Annotated in this window: 20 protein-coding genes; 13 read left to right on the top strand and 7 right to left on the bottom strand. The window is 60.5% G+C overall.

What is annotated here, in order from left to right:
- Window positions 1-238 precede the first annotated feature (238 nt).
- Together prfA and hemA are read right to left on the bottom strand one after the other, a co-directional pair.
- Window positions 239-1,315: a peptide chain release factor 1 gene (gene prfA / locus HWX34_RS07150; protein ID WP_045848436.1), complete on the bottom strand. Its 1,077-nt coding sequence runs from the start codon at window positions 1,313-1,315 to the stop codon at window positions 239-241.
- Window positions 1,315-2,568 carry a glutamyl-tRNA reductase gene (hemA, locus tag HWX34_RS07145; RefSeq protein WP_178971600.1) on the bottom strand — a complete coding sequence of 418 codons (1,254 nt, stop codon included), beginning with the start codon at window positions 2,566-2,568 and terminating at the stop codon, window positions 1,315-1,317. Before hemA ends, prfA begins: the two co-directional genes overlap by 1 nt.
- A gap of 183 nt (window positions 2,569-2,751) precedes the next feature.
- Here hemA and pdxH point away from each other — a divergent pair, with 183 nt between their 5' ends.
- On the top strand, window positions 2,752-3,393 hold the full coding sequence (gene pdxH / locus HWX34_RS07140; protein ID WP_178971599.1) for a pyridoxamine 5'-phosphate oxidase: 642 nt from the start codon (window positions 2,752-2,754) through the stop codon (window positions 3,391-3,393).
- Between the two features lie 56 nt (window positions 3,394-3,449).
- Here the strand turns inward: pdxH and HWX34_RS07135 are convergent, their stop codons facing one another.
- Window positions 3,450-3,848: a GFA family protein gene (locus HWX34_RS07135; RefSeq protein ID WP_178971598.1), complete on the bottom strand. Its 399-nt coding sequence runs from the start codon at window positions 3,846-3,848 to the stop codon at window positions 3,450-3,452.
- 293 nt (window positions 3,849-4,141) lie between these two features.
- On the opposite strand from HWX34_RS07135, the gene HWX34_RS07130 reads away from it, so the two are divergent.
- From HWX34_RS07130 to HWX34_RS07120, 3 genes are all read left to right on the top strand, one after another.
- A complete protein-coding gene (locus tag HWX34_RS07130) occupies window positions 4,142-4,846 on the top strand; it encodes a hypothetical protein (protein WP_178971597.1) in 705 nt (234 codons plus the stop codon).
- Between the two features lie 11 nt (window positions 4,847-4,857).
- Window positions 4,858-5,265 carry a hypothetical protein gene (locus HWX34_RS07125; protein WP_178971596.1) on the top strand — a complete coding sequence of 136 codons (408 nt, stop codon included), beginning with the start codon at window positions 4,858-4,860 and terminating at the stop codon, window positions 5,263-5,265.
- 289 nt (window positions 5,266-5,554) lie between these two features.
- Window positions 5,555-6,103 (top strand): hypothetical protein, encoded by a 549-nt coding sequence (locus HWX34_RS07120; RefSeq protein ID WP_178971595.1) that lies wholly within the window; start codon window positions 5,555-5,557, stop codon window positions 6,101-6,103.
- A 64-nt stretch (window positions 6,104-6,167) separates the two neighbouring features.
- On the opposite strand, the gene HWX34_RS07115 is transcribed toward HWX34_RS07120, so the two are convergent.
- A complete protein-coding gene (locus tag HWX34_RS07115; RefSeq protein ID WP_255496609.1) occupies window positions 6,168-7,118 on the bottom strand; it encodes a LysR family transcriptional regulator in 951 nt (316 codons plus the stop codon).
- A 106-nt stretch (window positions 7,119-7,224) separates the two neighbouring features.
- Here HWX34_RS07115 and speB point away from each other — a divergent pair, with 106 nt between their 5' ends.
- Together speB and HWX34_RS07105 are read left to right on the top strand one after the other, a co-directional pair.
- Window positions 7,225-8,181: an agmatinase gene (speB, locus tag HWX34_RS07110; RefSeq protein WP_178971594.1), complete on the top strand. Its 957-nt coding sequence runs from the start codon at window positions 7,225-7,227 to the stop codon at window positions 8,179-8,181.
- A gap of 89 nt (window positions 8,182-8,270) precedes the next feature.
- Window positions 8,271-9,638, top strand: coding sequence for a sodium:solute symporter (locus tag HWX34_RS07105; RefSeq protein WP_178971593.1), 1,368 nt, complete (start codon window positions 8,271-8,273; stop codon window positions 9,636-9,638).
- 72 nt (window positions 9,639-9,710) lie between these two features.
- Here the strand turns inward: HWX34_RS07105 and fghA are convergent, their stop codons facing one another.
- Both fghA and HWX34_RS07095 read right to left on the bottom strand, forming a co-directional pair.
- Window positions 9,711-10,544: an S-formylglutathione hydrolase gene (fghA, locus tag HWX34_RS07100; protein ID WP_178971608.1), complete on the bottom strand. Its 834-nt coding sequence runs from the start codon at window positions 10,542-10,544 to the stop codon at window positions 9,711-9,713.
- Window positions 10,545-10,607: 63 nt separating this feature from the next.
- Window positions 10,608-11,729, bottom strand: coding sequence for an S-(hydroxymethyl)glutathione dehydrogenase/class III alcohol dehydrogenase (locus HWX34_RS07095; protein WP_370459683.1), 1,122 nt, complete (start codon window positions 11,727-11,729; stop codon window positions 10,608-10,610).
- A 172-nt stretch (window positions 11,730-11,901) separates the two neighbouring features.
- Between HWX34_RS07095 and HWX34_RS07090 the strand changes: the two genes are divergently transcribed.
- The 5 genes from HWX34_RS07090 (at window position 11,902) to HWX34_RS07070 (ending at window position 16,515) form a co-directional block, all read left to right on the top strand.
- On the top strand, window positions 11,902-12,792 hold the full coding sequence (locus tag HWX34_RS07090; protein WP_178971591.1) for a LysR substrate-binding domain-containing protein: 891 nt from the start codon (window positions 11,902-11,904) through the stop codon (window positions 12,790-12,792).
- 146 nt (window positions 12,793-12,938) lie between these two features.
- A complete protein-coding gene (locus HWX34_RS07085; protein ID WP_218645097.1) occupies window positions 12,939-13,514 on the top strand; it encodes a 3'-5' exonuclease in 576 nt (191 codons plus the stop codon).
- Window positions 13,511-14,167 carry a Crp/Fnr family transcriptional regulator gene (locus HWX34_RS07080; RefSeq protein WP_178971590.1) on the top strand — a complete coding sequence of 219 codons (657 nt, stop codon included), beginning with the start codon at window positions 13,511-13,513 and terminating at the stop codon, window positions 14,165-14,167. Before HWX34_RS07085 ends, HWX34_RS07080 begins: the two co-directional genes overlap by 4 nt.
- 232 nt (window positions 14,168-14,399) lie before the next feature.
- Entirely contained in the window at window positions 14,400-14,588 is a 189-nt protein-coding gene (locus HWX34_RS07075) for a DUF2892 domain-containing protein (protein ID WP_178971589.1), read from the top strand.
- Between the two features lie 148 nt (window positions 14,589-14,736).
- Entirely contained in the window at window positions 14,737-16,515 is a 1,779-nt protein-coding gene (locus HWX34_RS07070) for an ABC transporter transmembrane domain-containing protein (protein WP_178971588.1), read from the top strand.
- Here the strand turns inward: HWX34_RS07070 and HWX34_RS07065 are convergent.
- Window positions 16,501-17,811, bottom strand: coding sequence for a D-serine ammonia-lyase (locus HWX34_RS07065; RefSeq protein ID WP_178971587.1), 1,311 nt, complete (start codon window positions 17,809-17,811; stop codon window positions 16,501-16,503). The genes HWX34_RS07070 and HWX34_RS07065 overlap by 15 nt on opposite strands.
- A gap of 101 nt (window positions 17,812-17,912) precedes the next feature.
- Here HWX34_RS07065 and HWX34_RS07060 point away from each other — a divergent pair, with 101 nt between their 5' ends.
- Together HWX34_RS07060 and HWX34_RS07055 are read left to right on the top strand one after the other, a co-directional pair.
- Window positions 17,913-18,848 carry a LysR family transcriptional regulator gene (locus HWX34_RS07060; RefSeq protein WP_178971586.1) on the top strand — a complete coding sequence of 312 codons (936 nt, stop codon included), beginning with the start codon at window positions 17,913-17,915 and terminating at the stop codon, window positions 18,846-18,848.
- A gap of 83 nt (window positions 18,849-18,931) precedes the next feature.
- Window positions 18,932-19,762, top strand: coding sequence for a nuclear transport factor 2 family protein (locus HWX34_RS07055; RefSeq protein WP_178971585.1), 831 nt, complete (start codon window positions 18,932-18,934; stop codon window positions 19,760-19,762).
- Window positions 19,763-19,778 lie beyond the last annotated feature (16 nt).

Here is a 19,778-nt window from a genome sequence, read left to right as displayed (position 1 = left end):
TCCACGTTGGGAACGGTCGGGTCCTGCCTCTGTGACCCGGCCGATTTTTTTTGTCTGCCATTTGGCACGGCTGGCAAGCGGGCAAGAAAAAAGGCCACTTTCGTGGCCTCAAGATTCGGAGAAAAAGCCTTGGGGCCTGGCCCCTGCCACCCTGTTACCAGGCAGCTGCTTTTTCGGGTTCCGAGTGTACAACGATGTGCCGGACGGGGCAAACCACATTGTCGGGCACAAAGCCCGGTCAGTCGCCCAGCGCCGCCAGCAGTTCGGTTTGCTGTTCGGCAATCAGCGCATCGGTCAGCTCGACCAGATCGCCATCCATCACGTAATCCAGCTTGTACAGCGTCAGATTGATACGGTGGTCGGTAATGCGGCCTTGCGGATAGTTATAAGTGCGGATGCGCTCGGAGCGGTCGCCGGAGCCAATCAGGCTCTTGCGCTCGGCCGCTTCTTTCTGCTGCTGTTCGCGGCGCTGGATGTCATTGATGCGCGCCGCCAGCACCTGCATGGCGCTGGCTTTGTTGGCGTGCTGCGAACGGCCATCCTGACATTCCGCCACAATGCCGGTGGGCAGGTGGGTGATACGCACGGCGGAGTCGGTCTTGTTGATGTGCTGGCCACCTGCTCCGCTGGCGCGGAAGGTGTCAATACGCAGGTCTGCCGGGTTCAGCACCACATCCACCAGTTCGTCCGCCTCGGCCATCACTGCCACGGTGCAGGCCGAGGTATGGATGCGGCCCTGGGTTTCGGTCGCCGGTACGCGTTGCACCCGGTGACCGCCGGATTCGAATTTCAGCTTGGAATACGCACCGAAGCCGATGATGCGGACGATGGCTTCCTTGTAGCCGCCCAGGTCCGACTCGCTGGCAGAGACGATTTCCACCTGCCAGCGATTGCGTTCGGCAAAGCGGGTGTACATACGCAGCAGGTCGGCGGCAAACAAGGCTGCTTCGTCGCCACCGGTACCAGCGCGGATTTCCAGGAAGATGTTCTTTTCGTCGTTCGGGTCCTTGGGCAGCAGCAGTTTTTGCAGCTCCAGCTCCAGCGCGGCCAGCTTGTCCCGACCTTCGTCGATTTCCAGCTGGGCAAACTCCTTCATGTCCGGATCGGACAGCATTTCACCTGCGGTGGCGATATCGTTTTCGCACTGCTGGTATTGCTGGAAGGTTTCCACCACCGGGGTGAGTTCGGCGTGTTCTCGGGTCAGTTTGCGGAACTGATCCATATCGGCAGTAGCCGATTCGCTGGCCAGAAGATGGGTGACTTCTTCCAGGCGATCGGCCAACTGCGACAGTTTTGTCGCAATCGACGGTTTCATTACGACTCCGGGTGTAAGCGGTACAGGCGGGCGATGGTTTCCACCAGGGCCGCATGCTCCGCGCCGCTGCCCGAGGACAGTGCCTGGGTGGGCGGGTGCATCAGTTTGTTAGTGAGTTGCAAGGACAGGCTTTCCAGCACCTTTTCCGGTGCCGTGCCCTTGGCCAGCTGCTTGAGTGCAGCCTCCAGTGCATGGCGGCGCGTGCGTTCGGCCTCATCGCGCAGGGCGCGGATCAGCGGCACGGTTTCGCGCTTTTTCAGCCAGTCGTTGAATTCGGCCACACGGGCCTGAATGATGGATTCGGCTTCTTCCGCCGCGCTCTGTCGGGCTTCCTTGCCGACTTCCACGATGCTGGCGATATCGTCCACGGTGTACAGGTAGACATCATTCAGCTTGCCGACTTCGATTTCGATATCGCGCGGCACCGCGAGGTCCAGCATGAAAATGGGGCGGTGGCGGCGTGCCTTGAGCGCGCGCTCCACCAGGCCCTTGCCCACCAGCGGCAGCTGGCTGGCGGTGGAAGTCACCACCACATCGTAACGATGCAGCACGTCGGGCAGCTCGGACAGGGTGATGGCGTTGCCGCCAAACTGCTCGGCCAGTTTTTGCCCCCGCTCCAGGGTGCGGTTGGCAATGGTGATACAGGAGGGTTCGCGCGCGGCAAAGTGGGTAGCCACCAGCTCTATCATCTCACCCGCGCCGATGAAAAGGATGTTCAGTTCGCCAATGGTGGGGAAGATCTGCTCGGCCAGCTTCACCGCCGCGGCCGACATGGACACCGAGCTTGCGCCCACCGCGGTGCTGCTGCGTACTTCCTTGGCGACGGCAAAGGTGCGCTGGAACAGGCCATTGAGCAGCGAGCCCAGTGTGCCGACATTTTCTGCCGTCCGTACCGCGTCCTTCAGCTGACCCAGAATCTGGGTTTCACCCAGCACCATGGAGTCCAGGCCCGAGGCCACGCGGAAAGCATGGCGTGCCGCGCTGCTGGCATCCAGCTGGTACAGGTAGGGGCGCAGTTCTTCCACCGGCAGGCCATGGTATTGCGACAGCCATTGCAAGGCCTGCTCCGGATTATTGCTGTTGCAGTAGATTTCCGTGCGGTTGCAGGTGGACACAATGGCCGCCTCACGAGCCGCCTGCGAGCCGACCAGGCTTTCCAGTGCGTTGGGCAGCACCTCGGCCGGGAAGGCAAGCTTCTCGCGCACCGATAGCGGAGCTGTGTGGTGATTCAGGCCAAAGGCAACCAGATGCATGGGCGGAACAGGGCTGCAGGGGAAAGGCCATATTCTAGCCTAAGTTAATCGTCAACGTCCCCAATTCCGGGGCTTTGCGGTGCAAATGCCACGCAGCCGCGCACATTCTTCCACGGTGCGGGTGGCTACCCTTTGCGTCATCTTCTGTCTTAACATGGCGGCATACTGAACCAGGAGAGCGATATGTCGCTGAATCTTGCCGATATCCGCCAGGATTATTCGAAGAAAGAACTGTCACCGGACGACTGCCTGCCCGATGCCATCGCCCAGTTCGAGGTATGGCTGAACGAGGCCATGACCGCCCAGGTACACGAACCCACCGCGATGAACGTGGCGACAGTCGGTGCCGATGGTCGCCCCACTGCACGCATCGTGCTACTCAAGGGCATCGAAAACGGCCAACTGGTGTTCTACACCAACTATCTCAGCCGCAAGGGGCAGCAGCTGGCAGACAATCCCTTTGTATCCATTACCTTTTTCTGGCCGGAGCTAGAACGTCAGGTGCGCGTGGAAGGCCGGGTGCAGCAAGTGGCACCGGAAGTGTCTGACGCTTATTTTGCCAGCCGTCCCTATACCAGCCGGCTGGGGGCGTGGGCCAGCGAGCAGAGCACCGAAATCAGCTCCAAGAACGTGCTGGTGAGCCGCGCCGCCATGTTTGGCGTCAAGCATCCGCTGCATGTACCGCGCCCGCCGCACTGGGGCGGTTATGCAGTGATTCCCGACCGGGTGGAGTTCTGGCAGGGCCGCCCCAGCCGCCTGCATGACCGGGTGGTTTACCTGTTGCAGGCGGATGCCAGCTGGCAACGGGTGCGCCTGGCGCCGTAAATGGATTGGGCGGCTACTGGCCGCCCAATTTTTTGACGAAAGTACGGGAATTACTTTTAATGTTGTTCTGGACTTTCCTGAAACTGCTGCGCGTTGTCACAGATTTCATACCATGAGGGCTTGGAGCCGACAAAAACATGGAATTGAATTGCTAAGCGAGGTTCATCATCCAGGCAATTTGCTGGAATCGGAAATGAGTCATTTTCTGAACCAATCTCGCCTAAGGCTGTTCCGCAAATTTTACAAAATGTTCTTATGTGTTTATATGGGGCACTAGGCACGTAACGTGCAATAAACTCCTGTCCTTCCAGTAGATGAAAAGATTTCTTGTCTGTGAATACTAGTGCACTTGCGCCTAGCTTTCGACAACGAGAGCAGTGACACATACCCATCATGCTCGGTGGCGATGTTAATTCAAATTTTATCGAACCACAGCAGCAGCTTCCTTTAATCATGATTTTCTCCTCCGCTAAAAATCTGAATTCCAAAATCGCTTACTAAAGAGTGTGTGTTGAACGAAAGCCTTTTTGCTGACGATTGGGATCTGTGTTTTATTAATTTTAATTAGTGGCGATGCAAATTTTGATTGCTTGCATCAATTTCAGACTATTCTCTTGTTCGAGTGAGAATATTTCTGCATGTTTGCGGAAAAACTATCCTTTGCGCTGGTTGTATTGAGGGTGATTTTGTGAAAAATGAGGCGTAGCCATCTTTATTGTCATTGTTGATGTCATGTAAGGAGAAGGGCATGCGCAGCGTCGTGAGTCATCCATTCCGTGAAGCAGTTAACGATTTCATCAATAAGAATGCAAATCGCCCAATGGCGAATAAAGTGCTGCATGCACACCGATCGCCGATGCACTGGAAGGTTGAGTATGATCATCAGCGCTTTGATCAAGCCTTGCAAAATAGTGCACAGCAATCGACAAGCATCAATTTTTATATCGGCATACCATTTTGCTTGCCAACGGATCCTCCGCACTGTGGATTTTGCTTGTTTCCTACCACCGCGTATCAGGAAAGTCTGCCATTTCGCAATATTTGCACTATTTGGCGATCAATGTTCCATCGATATGAACTCAGTTGTAATGTGGACATGATTTACGGGTGGCCAGAGCAGTCGATTGATAGCATGCTGGATGGATTGCGGAGAATTTCAGCTGCTGGTGTACATCATATTACGCATTATGAATTGAATATTGCAGGGCGTTCCCATTTTGCTACTAAGCAGCGGGCAGCATTGCCTTCACAAGATGAAAAATATGAAATGTACAAAATTGCGCAACAATTTCTACAGGAAAAGGGGTTTGTACAGAAAACTGCGTATGACTGGGAGCGAAGGTCTGTCAGTAGCCGTGGTGACATTAAGCCATGGGAGTACCTGTATGAGCAGAATCTAAGACAGCCATTTTCTGGCGGTGAGACAAATCCCAAATGTTATATGGGGGCTTAGGTTATGCTGCGGTGAATATTCGTTTGCAGCCAGACGGAAATAAAGACTCATTTTTAGCGATGAATAAAAGAAATCTGGCGGCATATATGGAAGATGTCACTGATAAGCGCAAGCCAATAGGGCGCGTATATTTTCATACTCCGGAGGATGTCAAATTATGCTGGATATTTCAGGCATTGCAGGAGCTTTGTGTGAACATGGCAGATTATCGAGCAGTGTTTGGGAGTGATTTTTTGGCAGAGTATGCGCTGACTATTTCGGGATTGCAGGAGAGAGGATGGGTTGTAGTGCGTGATGACATGGTTTATTTAGTAGGGCGAGGAGAGTTTAATGTCCCTCTGATTCAGGCGATTTTTGCTTTTCAGCTTAGCCCGGAAATCAATAAGCCGGAGTCAGTTATTCCAATTGCTGCAATATGATTATTGAAACGAGGGCAAGATGGAGCACATCATCATTACTACAGCAGATAAAGTACAGATATCACTGTGGAAAGTGACGGGCTCAAACCCTGTGATAGCGTCGACGGCAACACATATTTTCATGACGCATGGTACGTTTTCCGACAAACGTATCTGTCTGGGGTTGGCACATTAATCTGGCGGTGCGCGGTGCCATCTGCTGGGTGATGGAGTGGCGCGGGCATGGTAGTAGCCCGTTGACAGGGGTGAGTTTGATTTTGAGACCATTGCCTTATATGACATTCCAGCGGTGTTGCGCTATTTGCGGCAGCACGAAAAGGTGGCAACCCTGCATGGTGTGACACATAGTGGCGGCGGTTTGGCGCTGTTGATGTGCCTGCTGCGCCAGCCCCAACTGTTGCCTCTTATCGGTAAGCTGGTGTTGTTTGCCTGTCAGGCCTGCCATGCTGCTCCAGCGCTGTCGCGCCGTCTGTTGATGAAATTGGCCCGCCATTTGTCAGCCTGTCTGGGGAGGGTGCCAGGCAAGCGTTTGGGCATTGGGGTACAGGATGAATCGTTTTATTTGATGTCCCAGTGGTTTGATTGGAATCTGACAGGCCGTTTTGTTGGCCGTGATGGCTTTGATTATCTGCCAGCGTTGGCGCATTTGCCGTTTCCGGTGCTGGCAGTGTGTGCCGATCAAGACCGTTTCATTGCGCCTCCCGCAGCCTGCCGCCGTTTCTTTGAGGCTTTGTCGGGCTCGCAGCATCACTACTTGCTGGCTGGGCAGGGAGGCATCGCTGCGGGCTACCGGCACGGCAGCATTTTGCTGTCGCGCCGTGCTGCACTGGAAATCTGACCCAGAGTAGCCAACAGGCTGGATGTGGGCTGAGTGGCGCAGAGCCTGGTACTGGCAGCGCCACTCAGTGGGTAGGTGGAAGCTGATGCGCCGCCAGCAAATCCTGGGTGAAGGCGCGGATCACCTCGCTTTGTCTGGCGTTTTGCCGTGTCACCATGTGGAAGGTGGGGTGGTAGTACAGCTGCACCGCATTGAGCGCCCGCAGCATGCCCTGCTCCACCATGGGGCGGGCGAAGTGCTCCGGTAAAAAGCCCAGATGATGGCCGGACAGAATCAGTACGGCCATCGCTTCCATATTGTCGGCGCGCGCGGTGACGCGCCAGTTTTCCACCGGTAGCGGGATGTCTGGCAGCGGATAGCTGCGCCAGGCCCAGTCATGCCGGGCGGCCTCTTCCACCGATATATTCCCCGCCTGCAAGAACAGCGGATGCTCCTGGCTGCAATAGGCCAGCTGGTGTTCGGTAAACAAGGGCAGGTATTGCAGGCTGGGGGCACGGTGCCAGAAATAGCCGATGCCCAGATGGATGTCGCCGTTGATCAGCGCCTCTTCCAGTGTGCCGGGCGGCAGCATGGATAACATCAGCTCGACCGATTCTTCGCGCTGGCGGAAGCGGCGAATGGTTTCCGACAGGCGGGAATGGGCGCGCATGGTGGTGTGTCCCACCACGCCTATGCGCAACTGCCCCAGCAGTTTGCGCTCCAGCTGACGCGCTTCCACGCAGAAGGCTTCGGCGGCATCCAGCAGATGACGGCTGGCATTGAGCAGCTGGCTACCCTTGGCGGTAAGGGAAAAGCCGGCGCGGCCACGCTCGCACAGGCGATAACCCAGCCGGGTTTCCAGCGCGGCCAGCTGATTGCTGATGGTGGACTGGCTGACGTTCAGGGTGGATTGGGCAGCTGAAATGCCAACAGCATCGACAACGGCACGAAAAACCCTGATAAGGCGTAAATCAAGGCTGGACAGGGTATGGAGCATGGTTTCTTCCAGGTGCTGGCAGTGGGTCAGGCCTGTCATTACACACATTCAGATTTATCAATGTAAACAGTGGAATACGGTGATTTTTCCCAAGTTGCCGCCTGAATAGACTGAGCGTCCCTCAACCTCAGTTTCAGGAGTCAGCATGTCAAACGCTGAACACAATCAGCCGCTGGGTGGCAATGCCATGCCCCGCTTTGGCGGCATTGCCACCATGATGCGGCTGCCCAAGGCCGACACTGCCGCCGGGCTGGATGCTGTTTTTGTCGGCCTGCCCCTGGACATCGGCACCTCCAACCGCAGCGGCACCCGTTTTGGTCCGCGTGAAATCCGCAATGAATCGGTCTTGCTGCGCCCCTACAACATGGGCACGGGTGCCGCCCCCTTCGACACCCTGCAAGTGGCCGATATTGGTGATATCGCCACCAATCCCTACAACCTGCTGGACAGTGTGGCGCGCATTGAGGCGGGCTACCGTGAGTTGCTGCAGCACGATGTGATTCCGCTGGGCCTGGGTGGCGATCACACCGTCACCCTGCCCATTTTGCGCGCCATCGCAGCCAAGCATGGCCCGGTGGGGCTGATTCATGTCGATGCCCATGCCGACATCAATGACGAAATGTTTGGCGAAAAAATTGCCCACGGCACCACCTTCCGCCGTGCCCAGGAAGAAGGCTTGCTCGCGCAGGGACGTGTGGTGCAGATCGGCCTGCGTGGCAGCGGCTATGCCGCCGAGGATTTCGACTGGGCGCGCCGCCAGGGTTTTCGCGTGGTACCGGCGGAACAGTGCTGGAACCGTTCCTTGCAACCGCTGATGCAGGAAGTGCGCCAGCTGTTGGGTGGCGGGCCGGTATACCTGAGTTTTGACATCGACGGTATCGACCCGGCCTTTGCTCCGGGTACCGGCACGCCGGAAGTGGCCGGGCTGACCTCGGTCCAGGCGCTGGAAATCGTGCGTGGCTGTCATGGCCTGAATCTGGTGGGCTGTGATCTGGTTGAAGTCTCCCCTCCTTACGACACCACCGGCAATACCGCCTTGCTGGGGGCCAATCTCTTGTTCGAGATGCTGTGCGTGCTACCCGGCGTCACCTTCCGGCGCTAGGCCATCCTCAGGCTGCCGCAGAGCAGCCGAATCCATTGTGTTTGAACAGCCAATACATTGCCGCTAGGGCAGAGTGAAGGAGAGTAACCATGGGACTCGATATCTTTGTCGTGTTCGTTTACATCGCCAGCATGTTATTGCTGGGCTGGCTGGGCATGCGTCGTGCCACCAGCCGGGAGGAATTTCTGGTGGCCGGACGTAATCTGGGACCGGGTTTTTACATGGGCACCATGGCTGCCACGGTACTGGGTGGAGCCTCCACTGTGGGTACGGTAAAGCTGGGTTATGTGTATGGCATTTCCGGTTTCTGGCTGTGCGCGGCACTGGGCTGCGGCATCCTGGTGCTGAACCTGTTTCTGGCCAAACCGCTGTTGCAGCTGAAAGTATTTACAGTGACCCAGATCCTGGAGCGCCGTTACAACACCGTGGCGCGGCGTACCAGCGCGCTGGTGATGTTGCTGTATGCCGTCATGCTCTGTGTCACCTCGGTGCTGGCCATTGCCACGGTGATGCAGGTGTTGTTCACCCTGCCATTCTGGCTGGCGGTGCTGATTGGCGGTGGCGTGGTGGTGGTGTACTCGACCATCGGTGGCATGTGGTCGCTCACCCTGACGGATATTGTGCAGTTCCTGATCAAGACCATCGGGCTGATGTTCATCCTGTTGCCCATTTGTCTGAACCGGGTGGGTGGCTGGGAGCAACTGGAAGCCAAACTGCCTGCCTCTTACTTCAGCTTCACCAATATTGGTGGCGACACCATTCTTACGTACTTTGTCATTTACTTCTTCGGCATCCTGATCGGCCAGGATATCTGGCAACGGGTGTTTACCGCGCGCAGCACCGGTGTGGCGCGCTATGCCGGTACCGTGGCCGGGCTGTACTGCATTGTGTACGGGCTGGTGTGCGCTGCCATCGGCATGGCCACCAAGGTGTTGCTGCCGGACCTGGCCGTCCCGGCCAACGCCTTTGCCGCCATGGTGAAGGATGGCTTGCCGGATGGTGTACGAGGCCTGGTGATTGCCGCTGCACTGGCGGCGATGATGTCGACGGCCAGTGCAGCCTTGCTGGCTGCCTCTACTACATTGAGTGAAGACTTGATCGTTGGCGACAGGAGTGGCCTGTGGCTAAACCGTCTGCTGACCTTGCTGGTGGGAGGCGTGGTGTTGCTGCTGGCCATGGTGGTGCATGACGTACTCACTGCCTTGACCCTGGCATACAACCTGCTGGTGGCGGGCATGCTGGTGCCTTTGCTGGGGGCGATATTCTGGCGACGCGCCACCACGGCCGGGGCGATTGTCAGCATGGTACTGGGCTGTGGCACGGCCATTCTGGCGATGGTGAGCGATGGGCTGGAGTCCAATCTGCCGATCTATCAAAGCCTGGCGGTGGCGTTGGTCAGCTTCGTGCTGGTCAGCTTGATGACCGCGCGTGGCAGCCAGGTAGCCGCCCGCTTCTAAGCGCGCAGTCCCTGGCCCTACTTGCACGGCCGCTGCCGGTAACGGCGCGGCTGTGTCACCTCTTTCCGCGGCTCAAGCGAGCAGATGGCTGGCGTGAAAGCGCAGCTGCGCTTCGATCAGGCTGGCAATGAAGTAATAGCTGTGGTCGTACCCCGGGTGACGGTGCAATTGCAGTGCATGACCGGCATGGCGGGCGGCGGCTTCCAGGGCATCGGGCTTCAGTTGTTCATCCAGAAAGGCATCGGCCAGGCCGATATCCACCCGCAGCGGCGATATCTGTGCAGCCTCGCCCAGCAAGTGGCAGGCATCCCACTCCAGCCATTGCTGACGGTCTTCACCCAGATAGGCGGCAAAGGCCTTTTGTCCCCACGGTACATTCACCGGGTTGGCAATCGGGCTGAAGGCCGATACCGATACATAATCCTGCGGCCGTTTGAGTGCGCAGATCAGCGCACCGTGCCCACCCATGGAATGGCCGGCAATGGCGCGGCGCGGGCTGACCGGAAAATGCGCCTCAATCAGGGCGGGCAACTCGCGGCTGACATAGTCGTACATCCGGTAATGGCGGTTCCACGGCGCCTGGGTGGCGTTGAGATAAAAACCGGCACCCTGTCCCAGGTCGTAGGCAGGGTCGTCCGCTACATCCTCGCCGCGCGGGCTGGTGTCCGGTGCCACGATGGCGATGCCCAGTTCGGCGGCAATCCGCTGCGCACCGGCTTTCTGCATGAAGTTTTCGTCTGTGCAGGTCAGGCCGGACAGCCAGTAAAGCACCGGCACCTTGTCGCCCTGCGCCGCTTGCGGCGGCAGGTAGATGGCAAAGCGCATGCGGCAAGCCAGTACCGCCGAGTCATGCAGATACTGTTTGTGCCAGCCGCCAAAGCAGCGGTTGCTGCTGATGTTTTCCAGATTCATTTCCGTCTCCCGGGAGCCTGCCGGGCCAGCAATTGGGGCGGCCCGGCAGCATGGTGCTTAGTCTTTGCTGTAGTGGATGACGGAACGAATGCTCTTGCCCTCATGCATCAGCTCGAAAGCGGTGTTCACTTCCTCCAGCGGCATGGTGTGGGTGATGAAGTCGTCCAGGCGGAATTCGCCCTTCAGATAGCGTTCCACATAGGTGGGCAGCTCGGAGCGGCCACGCACGCCGCCAAAGGCGGAACCGCGCCATACCCGGCCGGTCACCAGCTGGAAGGGACGGGTGGAGATTTCCTGCCCGGCACCGGCCACACCGATGATGACCGACTCGCCCCAGCCCTTGTGGCAGCATTCCAGCGCCGAGCGCATCACATTGACGTTGCCGATGCACTCGAAGGAGAAGTCCACGCCGCCATCGGTCATTTCCACAATGACGTCCTGAATCGGCTTGTCGAACAGCGTGGGGTTGATGCAGTCGGTTGCCCCCAGTTTTTTCGCCAGTTCGAACTTGCTTTCGTTGATGTCGATGCCGATGATGCGGCTGGCCCCGGCCATGCGCGCGCCGATGATGGCCGACAGGCCGATGCCGCCCAGGCCGAAGATGGCCACGGTGTCACCCGCCTTCACCTTGGCAGTGTTCACTACCGCACCCATGCCGGTGGTGACGCCACAACCCAGCAGGCAGACTTCTTCCAGCGGCGCGGCCTTGTTCACCTTGGCCAGCGAGATTTCCGGCAGCACGGTGTATTCGGCAAAAGTGGAGGTGCCCATGTAGTGGTAGATGGGCTGGCCGTCCTTGGAGAAGCGGGTGGTGCCGTCCGGCATCAGCCCCTTGCCCTGGGTGGCGCGGATTTTCTGGCACAGATTGGTCTTGCCGGACTTGCAGAACTTGCACTCGCCACATTCCGGCGTGTACAGCGGAATCACATGGTCGCCCACCGCCACGCTGGTGACGCCTTCGCCCACCGACTCCACAATGCCGCCGCCTTCATGGCCCAGGATGCAGGGGAAGATGCCTTCCGGGTCGGCTCCGGACAGGGTGTAGGCATCGGTATGGCACACGCCGGTGGCCACCAGTTTTACCCGTACTTCACCCGCCTTGGGCGGGGCCACTTCCACTTCCTCGATGGACAGCGGCTGACCGGCAGCCCAGGCAACGGCGGCCTTGCACTTGATGATGTCTTGACTCATGGCGATCTCCTGACGGGGTAATCCGCCCGCAACGGCATGCAGCTGTGCGCGGGGCGGTTGAGTAGGGATGCTGGCTGGCAGCAGTAAAGTGCCATTGTATTGCGACTGTTTTTGCCGATAATCTGCCTAATCGGTAAATGATTTTTTCACAGGAGTAATAATGGCGGCATGGCAAGGGGTAAGCGAATTCGTCAGCGTAGCCGAACTGGGCAGCTTTACCCGCGCCGCCCGTGCGCTGGACCTGTCGGTAGCGCAGGTCAGCCGCGAAGTTACCCGGCTGGAACAGCGCCTGCATGTACAGCTGCTGTACCGCACCACCCGCCAGTTGACGCTGACCGAAAGCGGCCAGCTGTATTTGCAGCATTGCCGCCAGTTGCTGGACGGGCTGGACGAAGCTGAACGCGCCCTGTCGCTGCATCAGGCGGTGCCGCAAGGGCGGCTCAAACTCACCGCGCCGGTAGCCTATGGCGAAAGCCACATTGCCCCGCTGATTACCAGCTTTTTGCAGCAATACCCGGCGCTGGACATTCAGCTCAACCTCAGCAATCAAGTGCTCGACCTGGTGGCCGAAGGCTATGACCTGGCCATCCGCCTGGGGCATTTGAGCGAATCCAGCCTGGTGGCACGGCGGCTGGCCACCCGCCGTCAGCATGTCTGCGCCGCTCCGGCCTATTTGCAGCGCTACGGCCTGCCCAACAGCATGTCCGAACTGGAGGGCCACAACTGCCTGCTGGGCAGCAACGACTTCTGGCATCTGCAAGAAGGCGGCAAACGCCGCCTGCTGCGGGTGAAGGGCAGCCTGCGCTGCAATAGCGGCCACGCACTGACCCATGCCGCGCTGCAAGGGGTAGGCATTGTCCAGCTGCCGGATTACTACGTGGCGCGTCATCTGCACAGCGGTGCGCTGGTGGAACTGCTGACGGCCTATCAGGAGCCGGATGAAGGTATCTGGGCGCTATACCCGCACAAGCGCCAGCTTTCGCCCAAGGTGCGCATGCTGGTGGATCATCTGGCGCTACAGTTACCGGCATTCCGGCCGCAGTCGGGCTAGCTGGCACCAGCAAACCGGGTGAAATGCTGCCGGGGATTCCGTATCATGCAGCTTTGCCGCCAGCCTGTTGCCGGGCGGCACCATTCCCGTCATCAAGGCCCGCCATGTCTCTTACTCGGCAAATCCCCCGCGAAGAAATCAAAACCATGCCGCTGTTTCCGGCGCTGACCCCGGACCAGGTATGCATGCTGGACAACCCGCAGGCGCTGGCTGCGGCCATGCCCGCCCTGCTGGCGGCCCCGGTGCTGGGTTTTGATACCGAATCCAAACCCACCTTCCGCAAGGGTGAGGAGTCGGACGGCCCGCATCTGATCCAGCTGGCCGACAGCCAGCGCGCCTGGCTGGTGCCGGTGGTGAAGGGCGTGCTGCCGGAGGAAATCAAAACCTTGCTGGCCGACCCGGCCCGGCCGCTGGTGGGCTTCGATCTGGTGTCCGACCGGGCGCTGCTCAAAAGCCGCCTGGGCGTGGAATGCGGCGGCTTGATCGATCTGGGCAATCTGCTGCCCTCGGACGATGCCCGCATCACCGTGGGTGCGGTGCAGGCGGTGGCGCGCTTGTTTGGCCAGTACTTTCGCAAATCGAAAAAACTGTCCACCACCAACTGGTCGCGCCTGCCACTCAGCCCCGCCCAGCAGGCTTATGCCGGCAACGACGCCTGGGTGGCGCTAAGGGTGTATCAGGAACTGCAAACCCGTGGTCTGTTGCAGGAAACGACGGCATGAGCGACTGGACGCGCGACTTTGCCATCCTGGATGCGCTGGACGAGGCCAGCCGCGCCCAACTGCTGACGCATAGCCATGCCATGCAAGCCCCGGCCGGCACCGTGCTGTTTCGCGAAGGCAGCCCCTGTCAGGCCTATCTGTTCTTGCAGGAAGGGCAGATCCGGGTACAGAAAGTGGGCGAAAACGGCCGCGAAATCACCCTGTACCGGGTGGAAAACGGCCAGACCTGCATTGTCACCACCGCCTGCCTGATGAGTGGCAACGATTACGATGCCGAAGGCGTGGCCGAAACCGCCATCCAGGCTCAGGCGCTGCCGATTCCGGCCTTCCGCCAGTTGCTGGCCAGCTCTGCAGCATTTCGCGACTTCGTGTTCCGCGCCTATGGCAGCCGCATTGCCGACCTGTTGTTGCTGATTGAAGAAGTCAGCTTTGGTCGTATCGACCAGCGCCTGGCCACCTGCCTGCTGCAACGCGCCCGTGGCCAGAACGTATTGAGTACCACCCATCAGGAACTGGCGGCCGAACTGGGCAGCGCGCGCGAGGTGATCAGCCGCCAGCTCAAGGAGTTCGAGCGCCGCGGCTGGATCCGGCTGGGGCGCGGCCAGCTGCAATTGCTGGATTCTGACGCTTTGCAGCAGCTCGCTGGCAAATAGGCTGTGGTATTTAGACCCGCCAACAAAACCCCCGATTCTGCGTTGCGCCGACTTGCCGTACTCATTGTACTGTCTGCGTCGGCGCGCCTTGACTCGGGTGCTCTACGAGGTTTTGTTAGCGGCTCTTATGGCTAGCCGCGCCGCTGTGTGACCTAGTCACTGACCTCGGCGGTAGCAAGGTCTAGCATCTCCTCATCGCCATCCTGCATGGCCCTGAACCGAGGAGAACATCATGTCCCCGAATGTAGGCGGTTTCGACCGCATCCTGCGCATCGTCATTGGCATTGCCCTGATCATCGCCACCGTGGCCGGCCTGCTGCCGGTATGGGGCTGGATTGGCGTGGTGCCGCTGGCTACCGGGCTGATTGGCTGGTGTCCGGCGTATTTGCCCTTCGGCATCAAGACCTGCAAGCTGAAGTAAGCGCGGCTGATAAAATCCCTGCCGCTGCGTTGCGTCCCCATACCCCAGGGACGCTGCGCCTTTATTAGCAGCAGCTGCAAACCTGCCCGGATGGCCGTAGCCGGTGGCATGGTGTAGCCTGACAGCCTTGTTTTCATCGGGTCTGCCCATGTCTGTCACACCACCTGCCCGTCCCCTGTTGCAACGCATCAGCCCCTTGCTGGGGCTGTTGCCCTTTCTGCGTCCTTACCGGCGTCGTGCCTGGCTGGCCCTGCTGGCGCTCACCGTGGCCGCCGTCTCCACACTGGTATTGCCCATGGCCTTCCGCGTGCTGATCGACCAGGGCTTTTCCAGCCGCAATGCCGGTCACATCAACCAGTACTTTCTGATGCTGTTTGGTGTGGCGGTGGTGCTGGCGCTGGCCACTGCCGGGCGCTTTTACCTGGTGTCCTGGCTGGGCGAGCGGGTGACGGCCGACGTGCGCAGCGCGGTATACCGCCACGTCATCAGCATGAGCCCGCAGTATTTCGAAACCACCCAGACCGGCGAAGTGCTGTCGCGCCTGACGACCGATACCACGCTGGTGCAGACAGTGATCGGCACCAGCCTGTCCATGGGCCTGCGCAATGTGCTGCTGATGCTGGGCGGGCTGGTGATGCTGGCCATGACCAGCCCCAGCCTCACCGGCTACATTCTGGTGACGCTGTTGCTGGTGGTGCTGCCCATCGTGCTGTTTGGCCGCCGCGTGCGGGCGCTGTCAAAGTCCAGTCAGGACCGCATTGCCGATTCCAGCGCCATGGCCGGTGAAGTGCTGAACGCCATTCCCACCGTGCAGGCCTTCAACCAGCAAGCGGCGGAGGCCAAGCGCTTTGTCGGCTCGGTGGAGCTGAGCTTTGCCACCGCGCTGGCGCGCATTCGCGCCCGTTCGCTGCTGACGGTGGCGGTGATCATGCTGATCTTCGGCGCCATCGTGTTCGTGCTGTGGCTGGGTGCGCAGCAAGTGCTGGCCGGGCAGATGAGCGGCGGCCTACTGGCACAGTTCATCCTGTATGCGGTGGTGACTGCCGGGGCGATTGGTGCGGTGGCCGAAGTATGGGGCGATGTGCAACGCGCCGCCGGGGCCACCGAGCGGCTGATGGAGCTGCTGCAACTGGCCTCGCCGGTGACCGAGCCTACCCAGCCGCATGCGCTGCCAGCAGCGGGCAGGCTGCGTTTGCAGCAGGTGAGCTTTGCCTACCCCTCACGGCCGGAGCAGCCCTCGCTCAGCCATATCGACCTGGAATTGGCTCCCGGCGAGCACGTTGCGCTGGTGGGGCCGTCCGGCGCGGGCAAGTCCACGCTGTTCCAGCTGTTGTTGCGTTTTTACGACCCGCAACAGGGGCAGATTTCGCTGGGCGGCATCGATATCCGCCAACTGGCGCTGGCCGATTTGCGCCAGCACATTGGCGTGGTACTGCAGGATTCGGTGATTTTTGGCAGTAGCGCGCTGGAGAACATCCGTTATGGCCGACCGGACGCAACAGATGAGGAAGTCCATGCCGCCGCCCGTGCCGCCGCCGCGCACGACTTCATCCAGGCACTGCCGCAGGGCTATGCCACTTATCTGGGCGAGCGCGGTGTGCGCCTGTCCGGTGGCCAGCGCCAGCGCATTGCCATTGCCCGCGCCATCCTGAAAAACCCGCCCATCCTGCTGCTGGACGAAGCCACCAGCGCGCTGGATGCCGAATCCGAACAGCTGGTGCAAGGCGCGCTGGAACGCGCCGCCGCCAATCGCACCACGCTGGTGATTGCCCACCGGCTGGCCACGGTGAAAGAGGCCGACCGCATCGTGGTGCTGGAAGGCGGGCGCATCGTGGCGCAAGGGCGACATGAGGAACTGCTGCACAGCTCGCCCTTGTATGCGCGGCTGGCGGCCTTGCAGTTTGCTGCCGGTTCAGCCGGCGAGTGACAGCCCACGCTGGCGGAAGCGCTGGTGTTCCTCTGGCGGAACCAGCGCGCCGCCGGTGGTCCACACCACATGATGGGCATCCGCCAGCTGCGCTTGCAGGCCATGTGCCACCAGATAAGCCTGCCCTGCCGGGCTATTGCATAGCCAGTCCGGGCCACGAACCGCCGCCGCAGCAGATGGCTCCAGCGCCAGCTGGCAGTGCTCTTCCACCTGCAAGCGCAGGCGGAACAAATCGTCATCGCCTACCGTAAACACCCCGCTCAATTCGGCCCGCATCAGCGGCGCCACCAGTGGCGAAGCCAGCCCCACCGCCAGCCCGTCGGCCTCGGTACGGTTGTCCAGGCCGATGTCGTACACCGAGAGCGGCGCATCGCCGCCACTGGCCAGTTGCACCAGCATGCAGGGCGAGGCCACCGGTTCGGCAAAAAAACAATGCACATGCGGGCCGAACAACAGCTTCAGGCCATGGGCGATGCCGCCCGGCGCGCCGCCCACCCCGCAAGGCAGGTAGACAAACAGGGGGTGGGCTGCATCCACCGTTGCGCCCTGCGCCGCCAGCTGTGCCGCTAGCGGTGCGGCGGCAGCGGCATAACCCAGCAGCAGCGGCAGCGAATGTTCGTCATCGACAAAATAGCTGTCCGGGTCGGCCTCGGCGGTGGCACGGCCTGCCGCCACGGCAGCAGCATAATCGCCAGCATGTTCCACCACCGTCACACCGCGCTGGCGCAGCCGTGCCTTTTTCCATTCCTTGGCCTCTACCGACATGTGCACCACCGCCTGAAAGCCCAGCGCCGCCGCCATGATGCCTATGCTCAGGCCCAGATTACCGGTGCTGCCCACCACCACCTGATGCCGGGCAAACAGCTGACGCGCCCCCGTGTCAGCCAGCAGGCGGCGGTCGTCCTCCGGTTGTACTACGCCGTGCTGCAAGGCCAGTGCCTCGGCATGGGCCAGCACTTCGTGAAAACCGCCACGCGCCTTGATGGAACCGGCCACCGGCAGCGCATGGTCGCCCTTCAGCCAGCACTGCCCCTGCACGCCACGGTATGGCGGCAGCGCGTATAGCGCACTGGCGTCATGCAAGGGGGACTCGATCTGCCCCTGCGTGGCCGCCAGCTCGGGAAACAACATGGCCAGCAGGCCGGCACAGCGTTGCAGCCGCGCTGCCGCCGCGCCGACTTGTTCCGCCGTGGGGGTGTTGGCAGGCAAGGCGCTGCCCAACTGGGGGTTCAGCCACAGCAGGCCTTGTTTTGACTGTAGTGCGGCTAATAAGCTGGCTGGCAAGGTGGCGGGCATGGTGTGTCTTCCAGGTGAACTTTCAGCCTGCATTCTAGAGCGCCATCACGCCGCAAAAACAGCGATACTTGCTGCTGAATCCATTAGTGGAGCTTATGCCAATGCTTGATGCCCACATTCTTGCCAACCTGCGTTGTTTTGAGGTGGCTGCGCGTCTGCTCAGCTTTACCGCTGCTGCCGGTCAGCTGCACCTGACTCAGAGCGCGGTCAGCCAGCAAATCCGCCAGCTGGAGCAGCGCCTGGGCTACCCCTTGTTTGTGCGCCAGCACCGCCGCCTGCAACTTACCTCGCAGGGCCAGACGCTGTACCGCACCGTCAGTACCGCCTTGCAAGACATCGACACCACCTTGCAGCAGCTGGCGGAGCAGGACAGCGTATTGCACATCAGCTGTGCGCCGTCCTTTGCGCTGGACTGGCTGATGCCGCGCCTGAGCGCCTTCCAGCAGCAATACCCGGCCATTCCGGTGCGATTACGGGCTGAATTCCAGCGCATGAGCCGACAGGACATGCTGGCGGCGGGTGTGGCTGTCTGCATACGTTACGACCCGGACGATCTGGCCGATCTGCCCGGCACCACCTTGCTGGATGAAGTCCTGCTGCCGGTAGCCAGCCCTGACTGGCTGGCCGCCCATCCCGACCCGTCCCGTCCAGGTGTACTACTTGGGCGCCTGCATGACAGCGCCGCCTGGGATGGCGCCCCGCCGTTTGCCGAGTGGGACTGCTGGCAGCAACATGCTCCGCCAGCCTGCCGCTTTGCCGCCGGGCCGTGGCTGGAGCGGGAATACAATCTGGCCAGCCTGTCGCTGGCTGCCGCCTGCCAGGGGCAGGGCGTGGCCATGGCACGGGCGGCCCAGGTGCTGGAACATCTGGAGCAAGGCCGCTTGCGTCAGGTATTCCCCGCCACCGTGGCTGCCCTGGCGCGCTATGTGTTGCGCTGCCCGCACCCGACAGACCGCCGGGTGCAGCTGTTCTGCCAGTGGTTGCAGCAGGCCTGCCAGCAGTTTGCCCGACAGCGCCAGCAGCTGCTGGGAGTTTGAGCGGTGTGGCGGACAGGGTAAACACTGGCCCGCCACCGCGCTTTGCACTACATTGATTTTTCCTGTTTTCTCCGCCAGCCATCATGAACCAGCCAGCAACACCGGACAGCCAGGGTTTTCTGCCTGCCACCCACCAGGTGGTGCTGCGCTATCACCAGGCGTGGAAACAGCGGCGGCTGGAAGACATCCTGGCGCTGTACCACCCCGACATCGCCTATCACGACTTCCTGCAAAACCGGGTATTCCACCACGGCCAGCTGCGTGACTACGTGCTGTCTTCCCTGCCGCAGGGCGAGGCGGAACGGCTGGAACATATCGACCGCATCCGGGTAGATGGCGATACCGCCTTCATCCAGTACCAACTGGTGCTGCAAGGCGGCAAGGGGCTGGTGTGCTTTCACAGCAGCGAGGCCATCACCGTGCGTGACGGGCTGATCTGGCAGGTGCGCGAATACGCCACCCTGCAACAAGGGCCGCAGGGACAAGGTCGCCCGGCCAGTCAGCAGCCCTTGCAAAAGCTGGGCCTGTCGGCGCGCCAGCTGGGGCGCATGGCGGATGAGCTGCACGGCTATTTCCGGCAGGCCCGGCCCTATCTGCAGGCCGACTGCAATCTGGCCGCCGTGGCGGCCGCCACCGGCTACAGCCGCAACCAGCTGTCCTATCTGCTCAACCAGGTGCTGGGCCAAAGCTTTTACGGCTATGTGAACCAGGCTCGCTTGCAGCATGTGCTGGACCACCTGCCTGCCAGCGACAGCAAGGTACGGATGGATGAACTGGCCTTTGCTGCCGGCTTCAATTCGCTGTCGGTGTTCTATCGCTGCTTCCGTCAGCATACCGGCTTGTCACCCGCTGCCTGGCTGCGCCGTTTTCCGCGCGGGCACGCAGCGACGACAGAGAGCGACCCCGCTGCATAAGCTTGGGGCCATCAAC

It is taken from the genome of Aquitalea sp. LB_tupeE, from assembly GCF_013391415.1.
Taxonomy (GTDB): Bacteria; Pseudomonadota; Gammaproteobacteria; order Burkholderiales; family Chromobacteriaceae; genus Aquitalea.
This window is presented reverse-complemented; position numbering and strand designations above follow the sequence as displayed.

Coding starts and splice junctions, on each gene's coding strand:
- prfA (WP_045848436.1), bottom strand. CDS start 1,315: ATGAAACCGTCGATTGCGACAAAACTGTCGCAGTTGGCCGATCGCCTG.
- hemA (WP_178971600.1), bottom strand. CDS start 2,568: ATGCATCTGGTTGCCTTTGGCCTGAATCACCACACAGCTCCGCTATCG.
- pdxH (WP_178971599.1), top strand. CDS start 2,752: ATGTCGCTGAATCTTGCCGATATCCGCCAGGATTATTCGAAGAAAGAA.
- HWX34_RS07135 (WP_178971598.1), bottom strand. CDS start 3,848: ATGATTAAAGGAAGCTGCTGCTGTGGTTCGATAAAATTTGAATTAACA.
- HWX34_RS07130 (WP_178971597.1), top strand. CDS start 4,142: ATGCGCAGCGTCGTGAGTCATCCATTCCGTGAAGCAGTTAACGATTTC.
- HWX34_RS07115 (WP_255496609.1), bottom strand. CDS start 7,118: ATGACAGGCCTGACCCACTGCCAGCACCTGGAAGAAACCATGCTCCAT.
- speB (WP_178971594.1), top strand. CDS start 7,225: ATGTCAAACGCTGAACACAATCAGCCGCTGGGTGGCAATGCCATGCCC.
- HWX34_RS07105 (WP_178971593.1), top strand. CDS start 8,271: ATGGGACTCGATATCTTTGTCGTGTTCGTTTACATCGCCAGCATGTTA.
- HWX34_RS07090 (WP_178971591.1), top strand. CDS start 11,902: ATGGCGGCATGGCAAGGGGTAAGCGAATTCGTCAGCGTAGCCGAACTG.
- HWX34_RS07085 (WP_218645097.1), top strand. CDS start 12,939: ATGCCGCTGTTTCCGGCGCTGACCCCGGACCAGGTATGCATGCTGGAC.
- HWX34_RS07080 (WP_178971590.1), top strand. CDS start 13,511: ATGAGCGACTGGACGCGCGACTTTGCCATCCTGGATGCGCTGGACGAG.
- HWX34_RS07075 (WP_178971589.1), top strand. CDS start 14,400: ATGTCCCCGAATGTAGGCGGTTTCGACCGCATCCTGCGCATCGTCATT.
- HWX34_RS07070 (WP_178971588.1), top strand. CDS start 14,737: ATGTCTGTCACACCACCTGCCCGTCCCCTGTTGCAACGCATCAGCCCC.
- HWX34_RS07065 (WP_178971587.1), bottom strand. CDS start 17,811: ATGCCCGCCACCTTGCCAGCCAGCTTATTAGCCGCACTACAGTCAAAA.
- HWX34_RS07060 (WP_178971586.1), top strand. CDS start 17,913: ATGCTTGATGCCCACATTCTTGCCAACCTGCGTTGTTTTGAGGTGGCT.
- HWX34_RS07055 (WP_178971585.1), top strand. CDS start 18,932: ATGAACCAGCCAGCAACACCGGACAGCCAGGGTTTTCTGCCTGCCACC.